This is a genomic window from Fulvivirga lutea (assembly GCF_017068455.1).
Lineage (GTDB): Bacteria > Bacteroidota > Bacteroidia > Cytophagales > Cyclobacteriaceae > Fulvivirga > Fulvivirga lutea.
Map to the genome: position 1 here is coordinate 1,468,664 of NZ_CP070608.1, position 20,753 is coordinate 1,489,416.

Here is a 20,753-nt window from a genome sequence, read left to right on the forward strand (position 1 = left end):
TTGAAAAATTAGTTAAATCAATACAACCATGAAAAAACTAAACTATTTAACAGCCCTAATATTAATGTGTGCCTTAAGCATGCCGCTTTTGGCTCAAAATGCAGAGAGTCAGATCAAAACCTTGTTTGTATACAATTTTACAAGGTACATTCAATGGCCTAACAACGATGGAAATGTAACCATCGGTATTCTTGGCAATGATGAGCAGATTGTTGCAGCGTTTAAGGAAATGGCCGCAAAAAAATCAAGTTCCTCGGCCAAAATTATTATTGAAGTATTTACCGATGTGTCCAAATCAGGAAACTATGAACTGGTTTACATTCCTGAAGGTAGTAGCCATCTAATCTCATCGGTTTCCAAATCGGCTAAGACCGTTTTGGTTTCTGAAAAGCCAGGTATGACACAAAAAGGAAGCGATATCAATTTTGTGCATAAAGACGGTAAAATTCGATTTGAATTGAACAAAAAGTCTATTGACAATTCACAATTCAAAGTGGCGAGCCAGCTAGTAAGTCTTGCCATTGTTGTTTAATCAAACTAGTAATTAATAAATACCATGAAAAATACAATCAAATTTTTAACAGTTATGGCCTTAGCGATGGTTATTGCACCGTCATACGGCCAGGAAGAAGATATTTTCGAGTTGAGCCTCGAAGAGTTAATGGATATAGATATTTATTCTGTATCAAAAAAGGCGGAATCATTATTTGAAGCACCGCTTTCAAGTTCTACGCTTACAAAAGAAGAGATTTATAACGCAGGTGCTACCAGCATTCCTGAAGCGTTGCGTTTAGTTCCCGGTCTTATTGTAAGAGAAATGACGAATGGCTCCTATGATATTCATTTAAGAGGTTTTGACAACATTAACAGGTACGGTGACGGAACAAGTTCTGCTAACCAAATTACCTTGGTAATGATTGACGGCAGACCTGTATTTAACTACAACTTAGGCGGAACTAACTGGGAAGCATTGCCGGTAGACTTAGTGGATGTTGAGCGAATTGAAGTAGTTAGAGGTCCTTCAGCACCACTTTACGGACCAAATGCAGTAGCAGGTGTTATTAACATTATTACAAAAGATGTAGACGGTGATGGCGTAGTTGCCAATGCCAATGTTTCAGCCGGAACGGATAATACGTATATCGGTGGTGTTAGATTAGGCTACCAATTCAATGAGAAATTCTCTGCTCAGGTGTCTGGTAATTTCCAGCGTAGAGACAGACAAGACGATGAAATTTTCTTGTATCAGCAAAATGCATATGGCGATCCGGGTAACGACAATTTTGAAACAGGTGTAGAAAGAAATGGTGTAAATCTAATGTTAGATTATGCTGTTGCTGAAGATTTTAATATCGGAGTACAAACAGGATTGCAAAGAGCAGAAGTTGTTAAGCCGTTTACTCAAAATGCTACCACACCATTTTCACAGTCAGTGTATGAGTCAGAATATGTGAACTTAGCTGTAAACAAAGGTGGATTATCAGGTAGATTTTCTTATACAACAGGTTTTGATGACCTTAATAAGGGAGCAGCACAGGTGTTGTTAAAATACGATTACTCCATTGTAGATGCCAATCTGGAATATAATTGGAATTTGTCAGATAAAATCTCTGTTCGTCCGGGGTTCAGTTATCAAAGTGCAGCATATAATAATGAAGATTATGTGGATTTATCACAGGGTACAATAGGCGTATTTCAAGGCGAGCAAACGGTAGAAAATATAGCCGGATCTTTAATGGCTGACATTGAAGTAACTGAAAAACTAAGATTGGTTGCTGGCGGTCGAGTAGATAAATTTAACTCACCTGACGAAGCGTATTTTGCTTATCAATTTGCTGCAACATATGACATTAACGATAAGAACTTGATTAGAGCAGTTGTTTCAAAATCTAACAGTGGATCATTTATAGGGCCCAACTTTTTAGATGTACAATTACCTCCTGCTAACCTGTACTATCAGGGAGATAAAAACCTAGATTTATTTCAGATTCAAATGTTTGAATTAGGTTATAGAACTAAATTGAGCAATAAGTTAGAATTGAATATTGAATTATTCAGACAACAAGCAGAGAATACCAATGCCTTGATTGTAGACATACCACAGGCACCTTATACTCCTGGCGGTGACTACTTCAGGTATGTAAACATGCCGGTTGAGTCTGTTCAAAATGGTGTTACACTTTCAGCTAATTATGTGCCGTCTACAAAAGTGCAGCTAAAGCCATTTGTAACATTCCAAAAAACAGAATCTGAGAACCTGGCATCATCCCAAAGCATTTTTGGACTGGCAGATCTTAGTGATGATGAGAACGATCAAACTCCTGCAGTATATGGTGGGTTCTACTTAAACGTGAAAGCCACAGAAAAGCTAACTGTGAATTTGAACCCTTACTTTATGAGTGAGCAAAATCAGTACAGTTTTTATGACAATGTAAACCCAGCTACTACTGTGGGTGAAATAGATAGCCGTTTAATCGTAAATGCAAAAGTGAATTATATGATTAACAACCACTTTAATGTATATCTAAACGGAAGAAACTTATTAGGTGATGAAAAGGCAGAGTTTTATGGAACTGACAGAACCAGCATGTTATTGATGGCTGGCGCTTCCATCAAATTCTAAGATTTCATGGTAGATTGATTAGTGTTGAGGGCGAAAGCTGTGGGGAAACCTGCAGCTTTCTTTGTTTATTTTGTCTCGTCAAGTATGGCGTTAATTTCTTTTACTACACGGTCTAAATCCTCACTTGATTTTTTGATTTTCTCAATGATCTTAAGCCTTTCATGTTCTGAGAGAATGTGAGTTTCAAACAAATTTACCAACCCCAGAATAGAGGCCAGCGGGCTTCTTAGTTTGTGCGAGTTAATAAACGCATATTCAGAGAGTTTTACATTTTTATTTATTAGTTCAATATTCTTTTTCTCTATTTCTGCAGTTCTACGTTTTACCTTTTGGTCTAGTGTATTGTTTAATTCGTAGAGTGTTTTATTCTTTAGCTCTAATTGTTTTGATTGTTCTTCAAGCTCCTCCAAAAGCTTCTGAGTATACATGTCATTTTTCACGATGATGAGATGAAATGTATAGCTACCCGCATTTAGAATGAAGTAGGCAATGATGGTTCGCATTTGCATGAGTGGATAGTCCTCAAGAGGCAGCCCTTGGGTATAGTAACTGAGGTTTACAGCAGAGAATATCTGCTCAAAAAATAGCACCGATATCAGTCCAGGTAAAATGCCGGCTATCAACGAATATTTAGATCTGTAAGAGAATACTAAAAAAGGTATGGTACTAAATGTGAGAAGAAATATTCGAATTGCACTGTAAATGGTTGGGTACACAATGGGTAGATTATGCATTTGAGAAATGAACATGAACCATAGGTACAGAATGGGCATCAGACAAATTAAAAATCGACCCAAGTAATCAAACCCAAGTCTGTTTAAGAGAATTGGGGATGAAAAAACTAATAGTCCGATAACAAGATTTATTCCTGATACACCATAAGACAAATCGCTGAAATAGATAAACCTTACTAGATAAATCATTAAAATGGCAACACTCAGTATGAGACTTATGTAGTTGGATATTAAGATGCCACGTTTATCCTGATAGCTCTTAGCATTGGTAATCCCACTTTTGACAATATGTTGGACAATATTCATGGATAGAATGTACTGCCAGATTAAATAATACGAGAATATACTACAATTTAGGGAGTTGTCAATGCCGTATTTAATGAAGGAGATGGCAGTTTTATTTTAATGGTATACCGCGTTTCAACATTAAGTATGAGATTATTGCACTCAAAAGGCCTATTTAAAAATTATGTTAATAAAAATTTGTAACTTTTGTTGAACAATAAGTTGAATTCCATGAAAACCTTCACTTCCTTATTTTTTAGTATCTGCCTTAGTACTGTAAGTCAATTATATGCACAAGATTCACAATTAAAACCTCTGAATGATCTGAATCTGAGCATCTCTAAGTTGATGATACAGGGTAATGACATTTCGGACAGCCTTAAATCAGTAACTATTGTTGATGGCATATGGACAGAGCGCAACATGCGGGATGTAGTAATTGGAAAGGCAAATGTTATAAAGAATAGCAATAATGAAATCCATATTAAGTGGATAACTGCTACCAATGGAGCTAAAAAAGACGGTGTTACCATTTATAAAGTGAGGCAGGAAGATGACCAATATACCTTTGACATTTATTTTGATGATAAAAAGCAAGGGTATTTTATTGGAAAGAATCAATAAAGAAGCTTTGTCACAATACCGTTAATTGAAATTCAATTTTAAACTATCTTACAGGTTGAAATTATAGCTTGGCAGCCATGTTCAACTCACTTTCTCCGGCTACAAAAAGGAATATTATTAGAATTTTGCCATTCGGCTTTATCTGGCTCACCTTGGGTGTGATATTCATGTTTATTGAATATGCTGCCTTAGGAGGTTTCGACAATGTTTCTTCTACGGCCATACGGGTAAATTCGCAAATATTGGTGTTTGCCAGTATTGCAGTAACAATCCTCGGGCTATTGATTGGTACTGTTGAGGTTATTTGGCTCAATAAGGCGTTTTCTAATAAAAGTTTCACTACCAAAATAGTTTACAAGTTTGCGTTCTACATCGTATTTCTTTTTCTCGTAATATTAATCACCTTTCCTATTGCAGCCAGCATGGAACTGGAAACTGGAATATTCGATAAAAGAGTTTGGGCTAAGTATATTTATTATCTAACGAGTATAACCAATCTCAGCACATTCGTTCAGATGAGTGTATCATTATTTGCCTGCCTTTTTTATGCTGAAATCAGCGAGAATATTGGCCAGAATGTTCTTCTGAATTTTTTTACCGGAAAGTATCACCAACCGGTAGAAGAGAAGCGTGTGTTTATGTTTTTGGATATGAAATCGTCAACCACTATTGCTGAGCAACTAGGCCATATCACCTATTTCAAGCTGTTGAAGGAATATTACAATACACTTACACATGCCATTATTAAACACGGAGGAGAGGTATATCAATACATAGGTGATGAGATTGTTATTTCTTGGCCGTTTGAAAAAGGCCTGCAAAATCAGAACTGCATCAGGTCTTTTTTGGCAATGAAGCAAGACCTTGAGAACAGATCGGCATACTTTCAAAAAACATTTGGGGTGATACCCACTTTCAAGGTAGGCATACACGCAGGATTGGTAACAACCGGTGAAATTGGAGCATTGAAAAAGGAAATCATCTTTACAGGCGATGTGCTCAATACGACATCCCGAATTCAGGGTTTGTGTAACGAATTGGGCGTTGACAACCTCATCTCAAAAGAGCTCGCAGATCAATTACCCTATACAGAAAACTTCAGTTTTAAATCGATGGGTACGCATGATCTGAAGGGAAAGATAGCATCTTTGGAGTTGGTAGCTGTTGTCTGATGTGTAACAATGAGCGTGAATTTATTTTCGATATGGAAACTCTTTAATAATATCCTCTCGATAACTGGGGCCTATGCTAATTTTATGACCGCTTTGTAATGTTACCTGATGCGATTCGATAATTTTAATATGCCGCTTAGCTACTACAAATGATTTATGAATGCGCATAAAATGCTGCTGAGGGAATACATCGTAAATCGTATTCATATTTTCTCTTATCAAATCCTTTCGCCCATCCACCTGATGAATTTCGATGTAATTGCTGTCCTTTTTAAGAAAAAGGATTTCTTCAAGCCTTATTTTCTGAAGTCCGTGGGCAATTTTTACCATAATAAAGTCATCTTCAGAAACAGATCCTTCTGATGATGATTTAACCTTATTGATGGCTTTTAGAAATCGTTCAAACCGTATGGGTTTCAAAAGATAGTCTGCCACATCATTTTCGTAACCATCCAAAGCAAACTCTGCATAGGCAGTAGTGAAAATAATAGTAGGCTTTTTAGTGAGGGATTGGATAAACTCCACTCCGTTTAGTCCTGGCATATTAATATCCAGAAAAATTATATCAACAGTCTCTGTATGTAAAAAGTGTAATGCTTTGAGGGGGTCTTTAAATTCCTCTTTTAGTTGCAGCCATTCAACTTGAGAAATGTAACGCTTAATAACTTCTCTGGCGTTATGCTCATCATCTACTATTATGCAGTTAAAATTGTTCATGGTAACTCCAAAGTAAGTATAACCTCATAATAATTATCTGTCGATTCAATATAAAGCTGGTGTTTATTAGGATAAAGTAAGTCCAGCCTGTTTTTAGTATTATCCAAACCAACTCCAAAGGAAATATCATCTCTTGCTTTACTACCCACTGAATTCCGAACTTTCATCTGAAATTTCTCGGCAACATCAATATCGATATGTATATAGGAGCGACCAGAAATATTGATGCCATGTTTAAAGGCATTTTCAATAAAATTAATCAATATCATTTGATGGATTTCTTTGCCTTCAAAATCACCTTCTATCTTAAACTGTATATCGACATCATCCCCATCTTTGAACCTCAGGCCTTGTAAATGGACATAAGATTTTACGTATTCAATTTCCTTTGTCAGAGGCATTAATGTGGTGTCTTTATTCTCTAAAGTGTATCTGAACATCTCAGATAAAGTTGCTACACCATCTTCAATTACAGGTGCCTTATGTTTCTGTGCAAGTGAGAAAAATGTATTTAATGTGTTGAATAAAAAGTGTGGGTTAATTTGTGCACGTAGTAACTGGTTTTCAGCCTTTATTTTATCCTGTAGTATTAACTTTTTGAGCTGCTGATCCTTTACCCAGCTATCATAAAACGAATAACCAAGTGTAAAAGCGAAGCAATTGACATAGGTGAGACTGGATGTGTTTAACCCAATTGATTCAATAAAAAAACCTTTGACGCTTACTTTACTATCTGAAGGCAATGTCAGGTATTGAATGAGTAGCGTATCTATTAAATACTGCATTGCAGGTACAAATACCATCAATAAAATTAATGAAATGAAATAGGCTAAGTACTTCTTTCTAAGAAACAGTTTAGGGAAAAGTAGCTGAGAATGGAAGTAGAAAAAAAACATGCAAGAGCCGCCCAACACCCAATAGTAATAAGTATGAGTAATTAAAAAGCCGGTTTCGCCTTCATCGGATTGTATAAGAGAGTATGCTGGGAAAAGCTTACATAAAAGTAAAATAAATAGACTCCAGCATGTTATGTGGATGATTATCGTAAATACTTTCCTCCTCATAATGGTAAGGTATTCAATAATCCTCAAATTGAGGAAAATACCTTTAAAGAACAGCTTTTCTCTGAAATTAGAGCTCTTTGACTAAATCGTTGACCATATTAATGAGCTCCTCATTGTTCCATTGGTTATTAATTATGACAACTATATCTCCGGTGGATGGCACGTAGCCCACAAATGAACTGTAAGCGATAGTGAAGCCGGAATGCCAATAAACAAGCTTGCCACCATATGCACTTCGAAACATACCTGCACCGTAATCCAAACCGTCCGCACCTTTATTAAATGTAGTTATCAGGCTAAGAGATGACTCACTGATCACTTCTTTCTGAAAAATGGCATGAAACCAATTGGCCAGATTACCGCAGGATGACCATACATCGCCCGTGTATCTTCCCATACTCTCTACTGCAGTACGGTCTAAATCTTTAATTGATTCAGTGTTTACCCATGCAAATGCCTGCTCATTAGTGGGTACCTCCAGCAGCCCTAGAAATGTGTCATTTAATTCTAAAGAGTTGAAAAGCTCATTTCTTAACACTTCGCTGAATTCAGCTCCTTTTATTTTTTCAACCACCATGCCTAACACTTTGTAATTAGCATCAGAATACAAAAACTTAGTGCCTGGTTCAGAATGTGGGGGCTCCATAAATTCAACAAATTTTTCGAAGGTAATTTCAGTGGAGGGATTGTTGATTACGAAGTTAAACAACCCATTGGATCCTGGTAATGGATGATCTAACCCTGAATTATGAATAAGCAATTGTTGGATGGTAATATTACCTGGAATTTTTTCGCTAACAATCTCTGGTAATAGTTCATTAATGGTCGAAGTTAATTTCAATGAACCCTCTTCTATTAATTGAAGGGTTAATACACACGTAAAGGTTTTGCTAATACTTCCAACGGCAAAGCTCAGATCTGCACTAAGAGGAGTGCCTTCTTCAGACTCACCAATAGCTCCACTAATAATTTCGCCATTTGACTTTAATATAAGTGCAGCTGCCCCTCCTTTTACAAAGGTATCCTCAAATTCATTGAGTACGGTCTGAACCATATTAACCGATACACCATCATCATTACTGTCATCACCACATGATGAGAAAACCAAAAGTGTAAGAACACTGATTACACTCAGGCAATACTTATTCATTATTTTCATAGATGAATAAAACTTGAACCAAATGTTTACTAAAACAATTGGTTGTGACGAATGTGCTTATTTTGGTGGTGAAATAGTGAAAATTGTGATTTGGTCGTTAGAGCTTAAATCTTTACCACCCCCAACTTAACCCTGCCACTAGAAGTATCTGTAAAAGCCACAAAAATATCGTCACCATCGGAGGTGATTTGCGGGAAACCGCTGCTTCTGGCTGTTGATGAGCTGGCTATGACAGTTCTTTTTAAGACTTCTCCTGAAGCTGACACTAGGGCACCTTCAATGTTTTCACCTTCCATCCAGGTGACAAAGGCCTTTTCATCGTCTAACATCACTGCATCAACGCGGCCGATGGCTGAGCCTTTATCCAGTCTAACAGGATTCGAAAATGTCTCCCCTCCATCTTTGGTAAATACCACATTCACTCTGGGTTCGTCAGGCGCGGTGAACCAGGCTACCACGGCCTGATTGCCATAAGCACTTATTCTTGGTCCATTAACCGGGCAGCCTGCAATATTCCAATTGTCATGATGTACCGCTACAGGTTCTGTCCATTCATTATCAACAAATCGAACCACATACATATCCCTGATCTCATCCTCGGAGCGGTTTCTGTACACAACTGCCGGCCCCGAAGAAGTAATGGCCACCGATGTTTGACAGCAATCGCATACACTATTGTCGAGTTCCCATTCATTCAGTTTTTCACCGTTTGTATTCAAGATGGCTGCTCTTAATGTCATTGCACCTCCTTGTCCATGCCCATCATGCGATTCTTCCATAACTGTATTTCTTCCATCCAGCCAAACCACTAAAAAATTGTCCATATATGGTGTTACTGATACAAATCCATGTTCCGCTTCTTTGCCGTCATCATGTAAAACAAAAGGCGCATTCCAAGCATTACCGCTATCATTCGAAACAGTCACTTTAATGTCATAGCTATATGTGCCTTCACTACTTTTTTGCAGATAATGGGCCAGAAAATTCTGACCGTGTAGAGTAGATATCATCGGATAATCCGCCCAATTCACAAACCAGTCAGTGCCTGAGGTGATAGGTTTTGGGTTCATATCCGTTCCAATCTGATCATAAACCAGCCTGGCCGTATCGTCAGATTCAATTACCCATGACAGATAAACGTTGGAATCAAGATCGGTATACAAGTGCGGTAATGAGCCCGGAAATTCATCCAGCCAATTAACTTGTGATGGGACATTTTCGCTTACTGTCTCTTGATCAGTTGAAGACTTGCAGCCTGCAACAAGTAATGCAATAGCCGCCAAGATTTGTAAATGTTTATTCATCAGTAATAATTTTCTTGATCTGGCTTTTACTTTCTTCGCTATACCAGTTCCTGCTCCCTTTTTCTTCAAAAGCCAGTTCGCCAGCTCTATTAAAAACAAAAGTGGCGGGTAAAGCAAATACGCCCAGTGATTCAGGTGTATTTTGCAATTGTACGAAGTTTAATTTGAAAGACTTTTTCTCTTTAAATTGAATGATTTTGTCTACTTCCTCATTGGAGGCTATCAGGAATTCCACGTCATCCCCATACAATTCAGTCAACTTTTCAATGGAAGGCATTTCTTTAATACAGGGTGCGCACCATGTGGCCCAAATATTTAGAAATACAACCTTACCCTCATAATCCTCTAACGTAGACGATTCACCTGAGAGTGTTTTAATATCGATTTGAGGCGTATTTGCCTGCTCCTTCGTTGAGCAGGCTACGCTTACAAGTACAATCGTGAGTAAGGCTAGTGCAGACTTATATTTCTTCTTCAACCTTACCACATTTCAACATTTTATCTCCAAAATATGGATTTCTGATTTCTGACGACAAGCTCACCCAATTTCCTCCGTTATTGTCAAAAGCCATAGGGCAATACTGCACGTATAATGTTTCATCAGAGCCGTTAGCTTTCACATGGGCGATAAAGGCTGCCGTAAGGTCGAGGAAAGCTTTTCTTTGCTCTTCAACATCCTCAGTGTTTGAGATTTTCATTGCTGCTGACATTAACTCGCCCTGATTATCATTTTCGGTGATGACGTTATGCATTTCTGTGGCTGCAGCTTTTGCTTCTGCCCCGTTAGTTGCTACTAAAGCATCTTTCAGCTTCATGTAAGCCTGCACTAACTCAGCGGAGCTATCAGTTGCAGCTTCTTCAGAAGTAGCTTCTTCCTTAACCTCTGTTGTAGCTTCAGTAGTTGTTTCTTTTTCTTCTCCTTTTTGAGCTCCACAAGCCATCAAAAGACTAACTGTGGCAATTGATAAAAGTGTTGTTTTCATAGTTGTATGTATTAATTGATTAATTGTTTATTACTTTAAATGATACGCTTAAATCAGACCAGCTTAACTTGATTACACCTGATTTATCGTTTGATGGAATTACCTCGTACTTAAGAGATTCAACCGGTTCATTGAGCTTTGTCGGTTTTACTTTAAACCTAAGCAGATCATTGGCTTGTGTATAATCATCAGCTAAGTGCATGTCCCAATCTTTGCTTAAAATGATAGTCCACTGATCTTTACCTGGTATCGTAAAGAATCCATATTTGCCCGCAGGCACTTTTGTGTTATTGATCGTTACGTCATTAGAGAAGTCGATGGTCGTAGCTTTGTGCGCACCGCTCGACCAAACTTTGTCATACGCAACTAGTCCACCCCAAATTACACGGCCTCTTACACTTGGAGATGAGTAATCGATATGAATGTGTGTATTACCAATGTTACCCATAGCTGATGTTTTTGGACTTTTTGGTTTGGGTTTGTCGGATTCTGCCGGGGTAGCTTTCGCACTTCCAGCCAACTCTTCCTCCACATTTCCACAAGTGAGCATTGCGTCTCCAAAATATGGATTTCTAATTTGCTCTTCCATGCTTATCCAGCTTGCACCGGTATTGTTAGCGGCCATCGGACAATATTGCACATATATTTTTTCTCTGTTAGGATTAAATGCCTTGGTTAAACTGATCAATGTGTTGGAAATGGGAATAAAAGCTGTTCTAATTGCTTCAATATCAGACCAGTGATTGGTATGCTCCAGGCTTGATTTGAAGTTATCTGACAGTGCCATCCAGGTGTTATGTGCATCGCCTTTAAACAGGGCCATATTCACATTATTTACACTCTTTTTAAGCATGTTAGCTGCTTCTTTCGCTTGATCAAAATTACTCGCAACCAATGCATCTTTAAGCTTTAAATAATGCGTGTAAATAGGCTTTAAAGCATCCTTGGCTTGTGGATCTATGGCTGTTTTTTGAACTTCCACCTTCATTTCGGCCATCTGGCCTGAGCTTCCACCATGATTATGACCAGTCATTACAGCACCACCCGCGGGGTTCATCATGCTAGGTTTACCGGCTAGCTGAGCTGCAGCATCTATGCTAAAGGTTCCATTCACTGCAATTTCTTCACCAGCCTCCAGACCTGACTCAATCACATATTCTTCACCAAGTTCCGGCCCTAAAGTAACTTCCCGCATCATAAAGCTCACGCCTTCGCTGCTTTGGTTCATCACATACACAACAGATCTTTTGCCCGTCCACATAACGGCAGATTTGGGAACGGTTAGCGTGGCATCTTTTCCATCCTGGCTGCTTTTAATTTGACCCGTTGCAAACATCTCCGGCTTTAATGCCAAATCTTTATTCGCCACTTCCACTCTGGCTTTGGCCACCCTTGTTTTAGGATCAATAGTTGGGTCGATGTAGGTTACTTTGCCTGTAAAGGTTTTACCCGGCAAAGACTTTACAGTATAAGAAATTTCATTGCCTTTTTTCACCCATTGCAAGTCCGATTCATATACATCAAACAGTACCCAAACTTTAGAGAGATTGGCTATTTCGTAAATGGGCTGACCGGCTTTTAGATAATCACCCAAGTTCACCATTTTTTTGGTTACATAGCCGGAAACATTGGCTACAATTGGAAATTCAGTAATCGTTTTTTTAGAAGTTACTACCTTTTCTACCTGAGCATCGGTAAGCTTCCAATTTTTCAACTTCTCTTTGGCGGCACTGAATAATGCCGGTTGCTTTTCTTTGATTTTCTCAGCCTCCAGTAATTCTTCCTGAGCTGTAACTAATTCCGGTGAATAGACATAGGCGATCACCTGACCTTTATTTACATAATCGCCAGTAAAGTTTACATTCAACTTTTCGACACGCCCCGGAATGTGCGATGATTGCGTAAACAGTTGTCTTTCATCAGCTTGAACTTTACCTGTTAGTCTTACCGATTTATTTGCTGCATTCGTACCAACAATCAACGTTCTCACATTAGCGAGTTGCATGGCTGTGGGTGACATAGAAATGGCATTCGGATCTAAATTTCCGGCATCTTCCTCCAGAGGAATTAAGTCCATTCCACAAATAGGGCAATCACCTGCTTCATTTTGTCGAATCTGTGGATGCATGGAGCAAGTCCAAACGGTTTCAACACCTACTGCGGCAGCCGAATGATCGTGTTCTGCATTATTGGTATCGTTGGAATTACCAAAGATCAACCAGCCTATTAGCAAACCAATCAAAAGTGTGCTGACGGCAACCAGTATAGTTTTAGTGATGTTTTTCATTTCTTTATTCAATTACAAATTTTAGTAGCAAGCCTACTGCTAACCATAAGTAGCAAGTAAGGGCAAGCCATTTAAGAATTTTTTCGAGTAAGGGACTTTTGGGAGCCATTTCTTTATGATGCATTACATCTTTTCCTTTTATCAAACCGAAATAGAGGAGCGCCCCGGATATGAGTAGAAAGCCTAGGTTCATGTAAAATGTATAGTCAATAGCAAAGTGATCATTTTCTGCAATGCTTACACCGCTGCTCTGAGGAATTAAATTGAATAGTTCAAATCCATAATGCAGAATTAGTGAGGTGCCAATGAGCGATGTAAATAATAGGAAGAGGATAAAAAACGACATCTTCCAACCATAATATTTAGCATTGATTCTAAGCACTGGAAAAACCACTAAATCGCTAAATATGAAGGCTATTACACCGGCAAAACTTACACCTTTACCAAATAGCAAGGCCGCTAATGGAATATTACCCATTGAGCCAATAAATGTTAAAAAGGCAGCTACCGGACCTACAATAACATGCTCCAGCAACGTAAAAAAGTCATACGATTGTTTGCCAACACCTGTATTGATAAATAGAGTTTGAAAGAAAGAATCTGGCACAAAAGCAGATACAATTCCGGCAATAGTAAAACCGACTGTTACATCTTTCCAAACCATCTTCCACTCCATAAAATACTGTTTACCTACTTTGGCCCAGCTTTCTTCGGAGGTTAACTTTTGATTAAATGATTTGTCATCACCTGCTTCATCTTTCGAATCGCTTAGTTTATTGCGTGCATTCTGAATAAGCTTGGTAGGGTTTATCAGTTTAATTAATAACCAGCTGAATAGAATAAGCAAAATACCCCCGACATACTCGCCTACAAGAAATTGCCAACCAAGGAAAATTGAAATGATAATTCCTAATTCAATTACCAGGTTGGTAGATGCCAGTAAAAAGGCAATAGAAGATACAAAGCTTGCTCCTTTTTGAAACAACGACTTAGAAGTGGCAAGTGCTGAGAAACTGCAGGAGCTACTTATAAATCCAAAGAATGCTCCAAGGAAAACACTCTTACCGCCTGCATCGCCCATGGTTTTTTGCATGCGCTTTTCAGTCACGAATATTTGAATAATTGAACTGATTGCATAACCCAGAATAAAGGCCCATAAAGCCATCCAGAAGAAACCTACACTTGTATGGGCTGCATCACTCCAATGTCTTAAAAAGCTTGTCTGTTCCATGATTATTTCGTTTTAGCAGTGATATATTCTAGTTCAGCTAATGCTATATGATAAGATGCAACAGCACTCGCTTTCAGCTTTTGGTACTTTAATATTTGCTGCTGCATACTTAAAACTTCATCAAAATCATTCCCTGAGTTGCTATAGCCACTATATAGTAAGTTCAATGATTGTTGAGACGTTTCTATCTGATCATTGTATAACTGAATGAGTTCGACTTGTTTTTGAATTTCAAACCAGGTCATTTCGTAAGAGCTTACCAGTCGGTTAGATACCTCTTCTTTTTGCAGAGCATAAGATTCTTGCATAAGCACCGCTTCTTTTTTAGCGGCAGTGTACTTGGCTCTGAAAATGGGTAAGCTCAACGTAACCATAGGCATGAATACATCCTGGCCATTATCGGGCATGGACACATCCGATCGCTCTCCAACAATAACATAGTCTACCCCAACACCAAGCTTTGGCAAGCCCTGTTTGTGGGCAATTTTTTCCTGAGCCTCACTTGCCTGATACTTTAAATTAAGTTCTTCCAACAGCGGATTTGAAGTTAGTAATGAATCTTTTTGATAGTTAACACCTAAGTCTTGAACCGATAAAGAATCTGATACAATAACCTCTTCATCACTATTTCTATTGAGCAAACTATTAAACCTAGCCTTTAAAGGCATTTCTTTTTTCTCAAGTATCGAAAGGTTAGTCGTAGCATCTTTAAGCATAATATCTACTCTAAGAACATCTACCATAGACCCTTTTCCATTTTGGAATTTGGCAGTAGAAATATCTTTATAGGTGGATAGTATGGCAATGTTTTCTTTTTCAATGCCTTTAATCTGCTGAAGCTCATACAGCGGATAATAGGCAGCCGAAACACTGTAGTAAAGTTTGTTCCTCTCATCAATAAATTCCTGATACTTCGCTTCAGCCATTAGTGTAGAAGCATTTTTCTGAGCTTTAAGTGTTCCAAACCATGGAAACATCTGCGTTAAAGAAAACCGTGCTTTTTGAGGCCCAACTCTGGTTTCTACCGGAGAAATGAAATAGCCAAATGACAAACTAGGATCTGGTAGGCTGCTTACTTGCGTTACCTTCTGCATGGCTGCCTCAAAGTTTTTAAACTTAGCCTGTAACCCCGGATTGTTCTCCGCAGCTATTTTGTAGTAGTCATCTAACTTCTGAGCATTTGAAATACCCAATCTTAGTGTAATTGTTAAAAGTAAGGCAAGTGTTTTCATGATGCTGATTGATTAAGTTTTCTTTCCTCACGTATTGAATAAAGTACAGGCACAATAAAATAAGTAATCGCAGCCACCAACATGCCTCCAAAAGCTGGGATGGCCATTGGGATCATAATATCAGAACCTCTACCTGTTGACGTGAGAATTGGTAATAAGGCTATGATGGTAGTAGCTGAGGTCATAATCGCGGGCTTAATTCTGCGCTGGCCTGCTTCTACAATTGCTGCTCTAATTCCTTTTAAGTCGGTTGTTTTATTTTTATCGAAACTCTGATCGAGATAAGTGGCCATAAGTACTCCATCATCTGTGGCGATACCAAATAGGGCGATAAAACCGACCCAAACGGCCACACTCAAGTTAATGGTCTGCACCTGAAATAGATCTCTGAAATTGGTGTCGAACAACGAGAAATTTAATAACCACGATTGATCGTACAACCACAAGACTATAAATCCACCACTAAACGCCATGGCAATACCGGTGAATACCATCAGAGAAGTTGTTACCGATCGGAATTGGAAATACAAGATCAAAAACACGATACCAAGCACCACAGGGACTATTATCATCAGGCGTTTTTCTGCTCTCACCTGGTTCTCATAGCTTCCTGAGAATTTATAACTTACACCCGAAGGCACCTTCAACTGCCCTGATTCGATCATTGTTCGAATTCTTTCCTGAGCATCGTTCACAACCGTTATCTCAGAGTAGCCATCACGTTTATCGAACAGTACATAACCCACCAAAAATGTCTCTTCACTTTTAATGGCTTGAGGGCCTCTTACGTACTCAAAATCAATTAATTGTGATAATGGAATTTGCGCACCGGTAGGCGTAGGCATTAGTATTCTACCTAAAGCCTGTGGGTCATCCCTTAGCTCTCTTGGATAGCGAACCCGTATCGGGAAACGCTCTCTACCTTCCACAGTAGAGCTTATTTTCATACCACCAATAGCCGTTTCTATTGCTTGTTGTACATCTTCGATATTTAATCCGTAGCGGGCAATTTCTTCACGATTGATATTGAGGTGGATATATGGTTTGCCTACAATTCTATCTGCAAAAACGGCCTCTTTTTTTACGGAAGGAACTTGTTGTAAAATACTTTCCAGCTCCAGGCCAAATTGTTCGATAGTCTTTAAATCGGGTCCATAAACTTTGATACCCATGGGTGCTCGCATTCCTGTTTGCAGCATTACCAATCGTGTTTCGATAGGTTGCAGTTTTGGTGCGGAAGTAACGCCCGGAATTTTGGTCACCTTCACAATTTCCTCCCAGATATCATCCGGTGATTGAATGTGATCCCTCCAGTTTCGATAGTACTCACCATTCTCATCCGGAGTTAACTGATCGGCCTTAATGCCAAGAGCCAGACCTTCTTCATTGGTGATGGAATCATCTTTTCTGGTGATAAACTTTCCGTTATCATCTACTTTAAACCGTTGTCTGTGTCCTTTTTTGTTGAGGATATACTCTGGCTTATAGTTGATGATGTTTTCGTACATTGAAATTGGAGCTGGATCTAATGCTGATTCCACTCTACCAAGTTTTCCAACGGTTAAATCCACTTCAGGAATGTTGGTAAGCAGCATATCCAGTTGCCCTACAACTTTTCGGTTGAATTCAATACCGGAATGTGGCATAGAAGTAGGCATAAGCAGGAAACTTCCTTCATCGAGTGAAGGCATAAATTCCTTACCAATGCCGGGGAAAGTGTGGGCAAGGGTAGACCAGGCTTTTGTTGTAGCTACATTCACTCCAATCGCATTAAAACCCTTAGAAACAACCCCAAACACTTTGTTAAAGCCTAACCAAATCGTAGCTCCTGTAATAATGAGTACCGTTGGCAGGATCAAAAACTTGAATTTATTATTCAGGCACCAGTTTAAAACACGCTTATACTGATATTCTAAAAGTGAAAAGCCACCCAATATGGCACCTACCAACATGGTGACAAACAAGAAGTTAGTTAGCAAAGAGTGTGATGGACCCAATGGCAGCCAGTATTTGGCTAGTAACCAAACCACACCGATCAACACAATGATCAATTCCGCATAGTTATAAAGGAATTTTGCCCAACCGGGTAAGGCATCAACTTTAGTAGCCAAAAGCTGTTTTGTAAGCGCGATGCCACCAAAAAGAATCAATAAAACCCCCGCCCATAGTTGTCCGCTGATTAAGCCAGTAACACCAATTACGATAAGGGCATAAGGCCCATATTTTTTGAATAGCTTATTTTCTATTTTGAAGCCAAAGAACCAGTGGGCCAGGGTTGGCAGAATTAATAACGATACAATTAATGCGGCTATTAAAGCAAATGTTTTAGTGAATGCTAACGGCCCGAATAGTTTACCCTCCGCAGCTTCCATGGTAAAGACAGGAATAAAACTGACTATGGTTGTGGAAACGGCAGTAAGAATGGCAGTTGATACTTCCGAGGCGCCATTGTAAATAGTTGTAATTAGTTTCTGCTCTTTCGGTGCTTCATCCAGATGTTTAATGATATTCTCCGAAAGTATAATTCCCAGATCGACCATGGTGCCGATGGCAATGGCGATACCCGACAGTGCCACAATGTTGGCATCTATACCAAAGTATCGCATGGCAATGAAGACCATCAACACTGCTATTGGCAGCAGACAGGAAATCAGCAGAGAAGCTCTCAGGTTGTACACCATCACGATCACTACCAGAATGGTAATTAAAATCTCCAGTGATAAGGCTTCTTCAAGAGTGCCGAGTGTCTCATAAATCAACTCTGACCGATCGTAAAAAGGAACAATTGTTAGTTGACTCTCTCTGCCGTCAGCTAAAGTTCTTGTAGGTAAGCCAGGAGCAATTTCCTTAATCTTATCTTTAACATTGTTGATTACCTGCAAAGGATTCGCGCCATATCTGGCTACTACCACACCACCAACTACTTCGGCTCCATCTTTGTCCAAAAGTCCTCTGCGGGTGGCAGGCCCTAAGGAAACAACAGCCACATCTTTAATTCTAATTGGTACATTGTCCTGAACAGCCACCACTGCTTTTTCTATATCTTCTACCTTTTTTACATACCCTAAGCCACGCACCAGATATTCAGCCTGGTTAATTTCAATGGTTTTGGCGCCCACATCTCTATTAGACTTCTGCACAGCCTGCATGACCTTGTACAATGGAATATTATAGGCCTTCAAAGCATCGGGATTTACATCTACCTGATATTCTTTAATGAAACCCCCAATCGAAGCCACTTCAGAAACCCCCTCAGTGGCATTTAATCCATATTTGATGTAAAAATCCTGGACGGTTCTAATCTCGTGCAAGTCCCAACCACCTGTTGGATTGCCGTCTTTATCTCGCCCTTCAATAGTATACCAAAATACCTGTCCGAGGGCTGTAGCATCTGGACCGAGTGCAGGTTGCACACCATCAGGCAGTAACCCTGAAGGCAGTGAGTTGAGTTTTTCCAGAATTCTGGATCGTGACCAGTAGAATTCAACATCTTCTGAAAAAATGACATAAATGCTCGAAAACCCGAATATGGAAGAACTTCTGATGGACTTCACACCGGGTATACCTAATAAATAGGTGGTAAGCGGATAGGAGATTTGATCCTCAATATCCTGTGGCGAACGACCCGGCCATTGGGTAAATACAATCTGCTGATTCTCACCAATATCTGGAATGGCATCAACAGGAACCGGATCGGAGGGTAGAAAATCTACCTGCCAACCAAATGGAGCCGTTATTATTCCCCACAGCACAAAGCCCGAGAGAACGAGAACGGTCACCAGTTTATTTTCCAAAAAATATTTAATTAATCTGTTAAGCATAGTATTCAAAATAAAAATCGAACGTGTGTTCTAAAGAGCAGAATAGCTCTCGTCAACCCAATGGTTTTATCAGGTTGTTTTTGAATGAAAATGCCGGGCTATAAGCGGAATACTTGATGTAGGGTCAATATATCTTTATCGACCAGAGGTGGAGCGTCTCCTGAAATTGGTGTTTTTACATCAAGTGCGATGTAATTCGGAATTACTAGAAATTGCGGAACTGCTGGAGCTAGTTCGTTGATGAAATGCTGTACTTTAGATTTAAAACTATCTTCAGTATCCAAGTACTGAAATTTATTATCACAGCATTTTGCTTTGCTATAGTGTGTGGCAGAGTGCTCATCTTCATGGTGTTCTTCGTCCATGTTGGGCATTCCACAGTCGAGTTTCTCGTGCCCATAAATCAATTTAGATTCAACAGCATGGCCACCACAATAATGTGTAGTCATGGCAAAACCCAGCTGACTAATCAGCAAAACGAGGGAAAGCGATATGGAAATAATCTTTCTCAAAGCTGTACTAAGTTACGAAATACCTCAGTTAAATCGAACTTGGCGAGATTAGACATGTCAATGAATTATCTGTTGTCTGATGTTGGAGCCCAAAACTTGATAGTCTTCTTTAGATAAAATACCATTTACATATCTATCAGTAACTTCTTCATCTGTTACCTTAAGCATTTTGTTTTCGCCACTTATATCAACCGACCAATTTTTTATGGAATGGTCACCATCCAAATGCGGAGATAATTTATCGACACAGCCCATATAACGCATATCCATAGGTACTTGAATTGCTTTTCATCTTTCTAAACTGATTTCATTTACGATACAAATAACGACAGAAACCAGAGTAATCGTTTTACAAAATTCCGGGTATGATTTATAAGATTTTGTCAGAGCTTATCCAACTCGTTTCTATTACCTATCTCCAACTTTTTAAATTCTGAAGGGGTCATGCCGGTCTCCTTTTTAAACTGAGATGAAAGATGGGCTACACTGCTATAATTTAATTGATAAGAAATTTCAGATAGGTTTAACTCATCATAAATGATCAGTTCCTTTACTTTCTCAATCTTAAGCTTGAGAAGGTACTTTTCAACGGTAATGCCCTCTACTGATGAAAACAAGCGACTTAATGATGAATAGTCATGTTTTAACTTATCCGAAAGTAATGTGGAGAAATTTACCTTGGGCATTTGGCCTTTATGATGAATTTGGTCTACCAAAATGGACTTAATCTGAGTGATTAGTTTTGAGTTGTTATCTTTTAATAATTCAAACCCGCGAATGCTCAGAGCTTTGGATAGTTGATCCATTTGATTTGAAGAGAGCTCGGAAGGAACTATGGCCTCACCTAATGCTATACTTTGTATTGGAATATTCAGTTTACTAAATTCCTCGCTTACCGCTTCAATGCAGCGGTTGCATACCATGTTTTTGATATAGAGCGTTGACATACTTGAATATATCCATTTGGAATGAAATCAACTTAGAATTTTTATAAGAAGTTCCTAT

The 20,753-nt window shown here is 38.9% G+C and carries 18 protein-coding genes; 4 read left to right on the forward strand and 14 right to left on the reverse strand.

The genetic code is table 11. The features are described 5' to 3' along the window. Positions 1-28 precede the first annotated feature (28 nt). Both JR347_RS06700 and JR347_RS06705 read left to right on the forward strand, forming a co-directional pair. On the forward strand, positions 29-532 hold the full coding sequence (locus JR347_RS06700; protein ID WP_205723278.1) for a YfiR family protein: 504 nt from the start codon (positions 29-31) through the stop codon (positions 530-532). 24 nt (positions 533-556) lie between these two features. After that, entirely contained in the window at positions 557-2,623 is a 2,067-nt protein-coding gene (locus JR347_RS06705) for a TonB-dependent receptor plug domain-containing protein (protein WP_205723279.1), read from the forward strand. A 65-nt stretch (positions 2,624-2,688) separates the two neighbouring features. On the opposite strand, the gene JR347_RS06710 is transcribed toward JR347_RS06705, so the two are convergent. Beyond that, positions 2,689-3,663, reverse strand: coding sequence for a hypothetical protein (locus JR347_RS06710; RefSeq protein ID WP_205723280.1), 975 nt, complete (start codon positions 3,661-3,663; stop codon positions 2,689-2,691). A 210-nt stretch (positions 3,664-3,873) separates the two neighbouring features. Here JR347_RS06710 and JR347_RS06715 point away from each other — a divergent pair, with 210 nt between their 5' ends. Next, positions 3,874-4,266: a hypothetical protein gene (locus JR347_RS06715; protein WP_205723281.1), complete on the forward strand. Its 393-nt coding sequence runs from the start codon at positions 3,874-3,876 to the stop codon at positions 4,264-4,266. 77 nt (positions 4,267-4,343) lie between these two features. Beyond that, on the forward strand, positions 4,344-5,438 hold the full coding sequence (locus tag JR347_RS06720) for an adenylate/guanylate cyclase domain-containing protein (RefSeq protein WP_205723282.1): 1,095 nt from the start codon (positions 4,344-4,346) through the stop codon (positions 5,436-5,438). A 21-nt stretch (positions 5,439-5,459) separates the two neighbouring features. Here the strand turns inward: JR347_RS06720 and JR347_RS06725 are convergent, their stop codons facing one another. The 13 genes from JR347_RS06725 to JR347_RS06790 form a co-directional block, all read right to left on the reverse strand. After that, positions 5,460-6,155 carry a LytR/AlgR family response regulator transcription factor gene (locus JR347_RS06725; protein WP_205723283.1) on the reverse strand — a complete coding sequence of 232 codons (696 nt, stop codon included), beginning with the start codon at positions 6,153-6,155 and terminating at the stop codon, positions 5,460-5,462. Continuing rightward, complete coding sequence (locus JR347_RS06730; protein WP_205723284.1) at positions 6,152-7,219, reverse strand: sensor histidine kinase; 1,068 nt, start codon at positions 7,217-7,219, stop codon at positions 6,152-6,154. The genes JR347_RS06725 and JR347_RS06730 overlap by 4 nt, the downstream gene beginning before the upstream one ends. A 67-nt stretch (positions 7,220-7,286) precedes the next feature. After that, complete coding sequence (locus JR347_RS06735; RefSeq protein WP_205723285.1) at positions 7,287-8,378, reverse strand: serine hydrolase domain-containing protein; 1,092 nt, start codon at positions 8,376-8,378, stop codon at positions 7,287-7,289. Positions 8,379-8,482: 104 nt separating this feature from the next. Further along, on the reverse strand, positions 8,483-9,682 hold the full coding sequence (locus JR347_RS06740) for a sialidase family protein (RefSeq protein WP_205723286.1): 1,200 nt from the start codon (positions 9,680-9,682) through the stop codon (positions 8,483-8,485). Further along, positions 9,675-10,160: a TlpA family protein disulfide reductase gene (locus JR347_RS06745; RefSeq protein WP_235689771.1), complete on the reverse strand. Its 486-nt coding sequence runs from the start codon at positions 10,158-10,160 to the stop codon at positions 9,675-9,677. Before JR347_RS06745 ends, JR347_RS06740 begins: the two co-directional genes overlap by 8 nt. After that, the gene (locus JR347_RS06750) at positions 10,144-10,665 is read right to left on the reverse strand and encodes a DUF3347 domain-containing protein (protein WP_205723287.1); all 522 of its coding nucleotides are present in this window, start codon (positions 10,663-10,665) and stop codon (positions 10,144-10,146) included. The genes JR347_RS06745 and JR347_RS06750 overlap by 17 nt, the downstream gene beginning before the upstream one ends. Before the next feature lie 19 nt (positions 10,666-10,684). Continuing rightward, complete coding sequence (locus JR347_RS06760) at positions 10,685-12,952, reverse strand: efflux RND transporter periplasmic adaptor subunit (protein ID WP_317192618.1); 2,268 nt, start codon at positions 12,950-12,952, stop codon at positions 10,685-10,687. A gap of 4 nt (positions 12,953-12,956) precedes the next feature. Continuing rightward, complete coding sequence (locus JR347_RS06765; RefSeq protein ID WP_205723288.1) at positions 12,957-14,183, reverse strand: permease; 1,227 nt, start codon at positions 14,181-14,183, stop codon at positions 12,957-12,959. Positions 14,184-14,185: 2 nt separating this feature from the next. Beyond that, positions 14,186-15,415, reverse strand: a complete 1,230-nt coding sequence (locus JR347_RS06770) for a TolC family protein (RefSeq protein ID WP_205723289.1) — start codon at positions 15,413-15,415, stop codon at positions 14,186-14,188. Beyond that, on the reverse strand, positions 15,412-19,236 hold the full coding sequence (locus JR347_RS06775; protein ID WP_205723290.1) for an efflux RND transporter permease subunit: 3,825 nt from the start codon (positions 19,234-19,236) through the stop codon (positions 15,412-15,414). The genes JR347_RS06770 and JR347_RS06775 overlap by 4 nt, the downstream gene beginning before the upstream one ends. A gap of 98 nt (positions 19,237-19,334) precedes the next feature. Beyond that, positions 19,335-19,748, reverse strand: a complete 414-nt coding sequence (locus tag JR347_RS06780) for an HYC_CC_PP family protein (RefSeq protein ID WP_449528492.1) — start codon at positions 19,746-19,748, stop codon at positions 19,335-19,337. 57 nt (positions 19,749-19,805) lie between these two features. After that, complete coding sequence (locus JR347_RS06785) at positions 19,806-20,018, reverse strand: hypothetical protein (RefSeq protein ID WP_205723292.1); 213 nt, start codon at positions 20,016-20,018, stop codon at positions 19,806-19,808. A gap of 113 nt (positions 20,019-20,131) precedes the next feature. Continuing rightward, the gene (locus JR347_RS06790) at positions 20,132-20,695 is read right to left on the reverse strand and encodes a helix-turn-helix domain-containing protein (RefSeq protein WP_205723293.1); all 564 of its coding nucleotides are present in this window, start codon (positions 20,693-20,695) and stop codon (positions 20,132-20,134) included. Positions 20,696-20,753 lie beyond the last annotated feature (58 nt).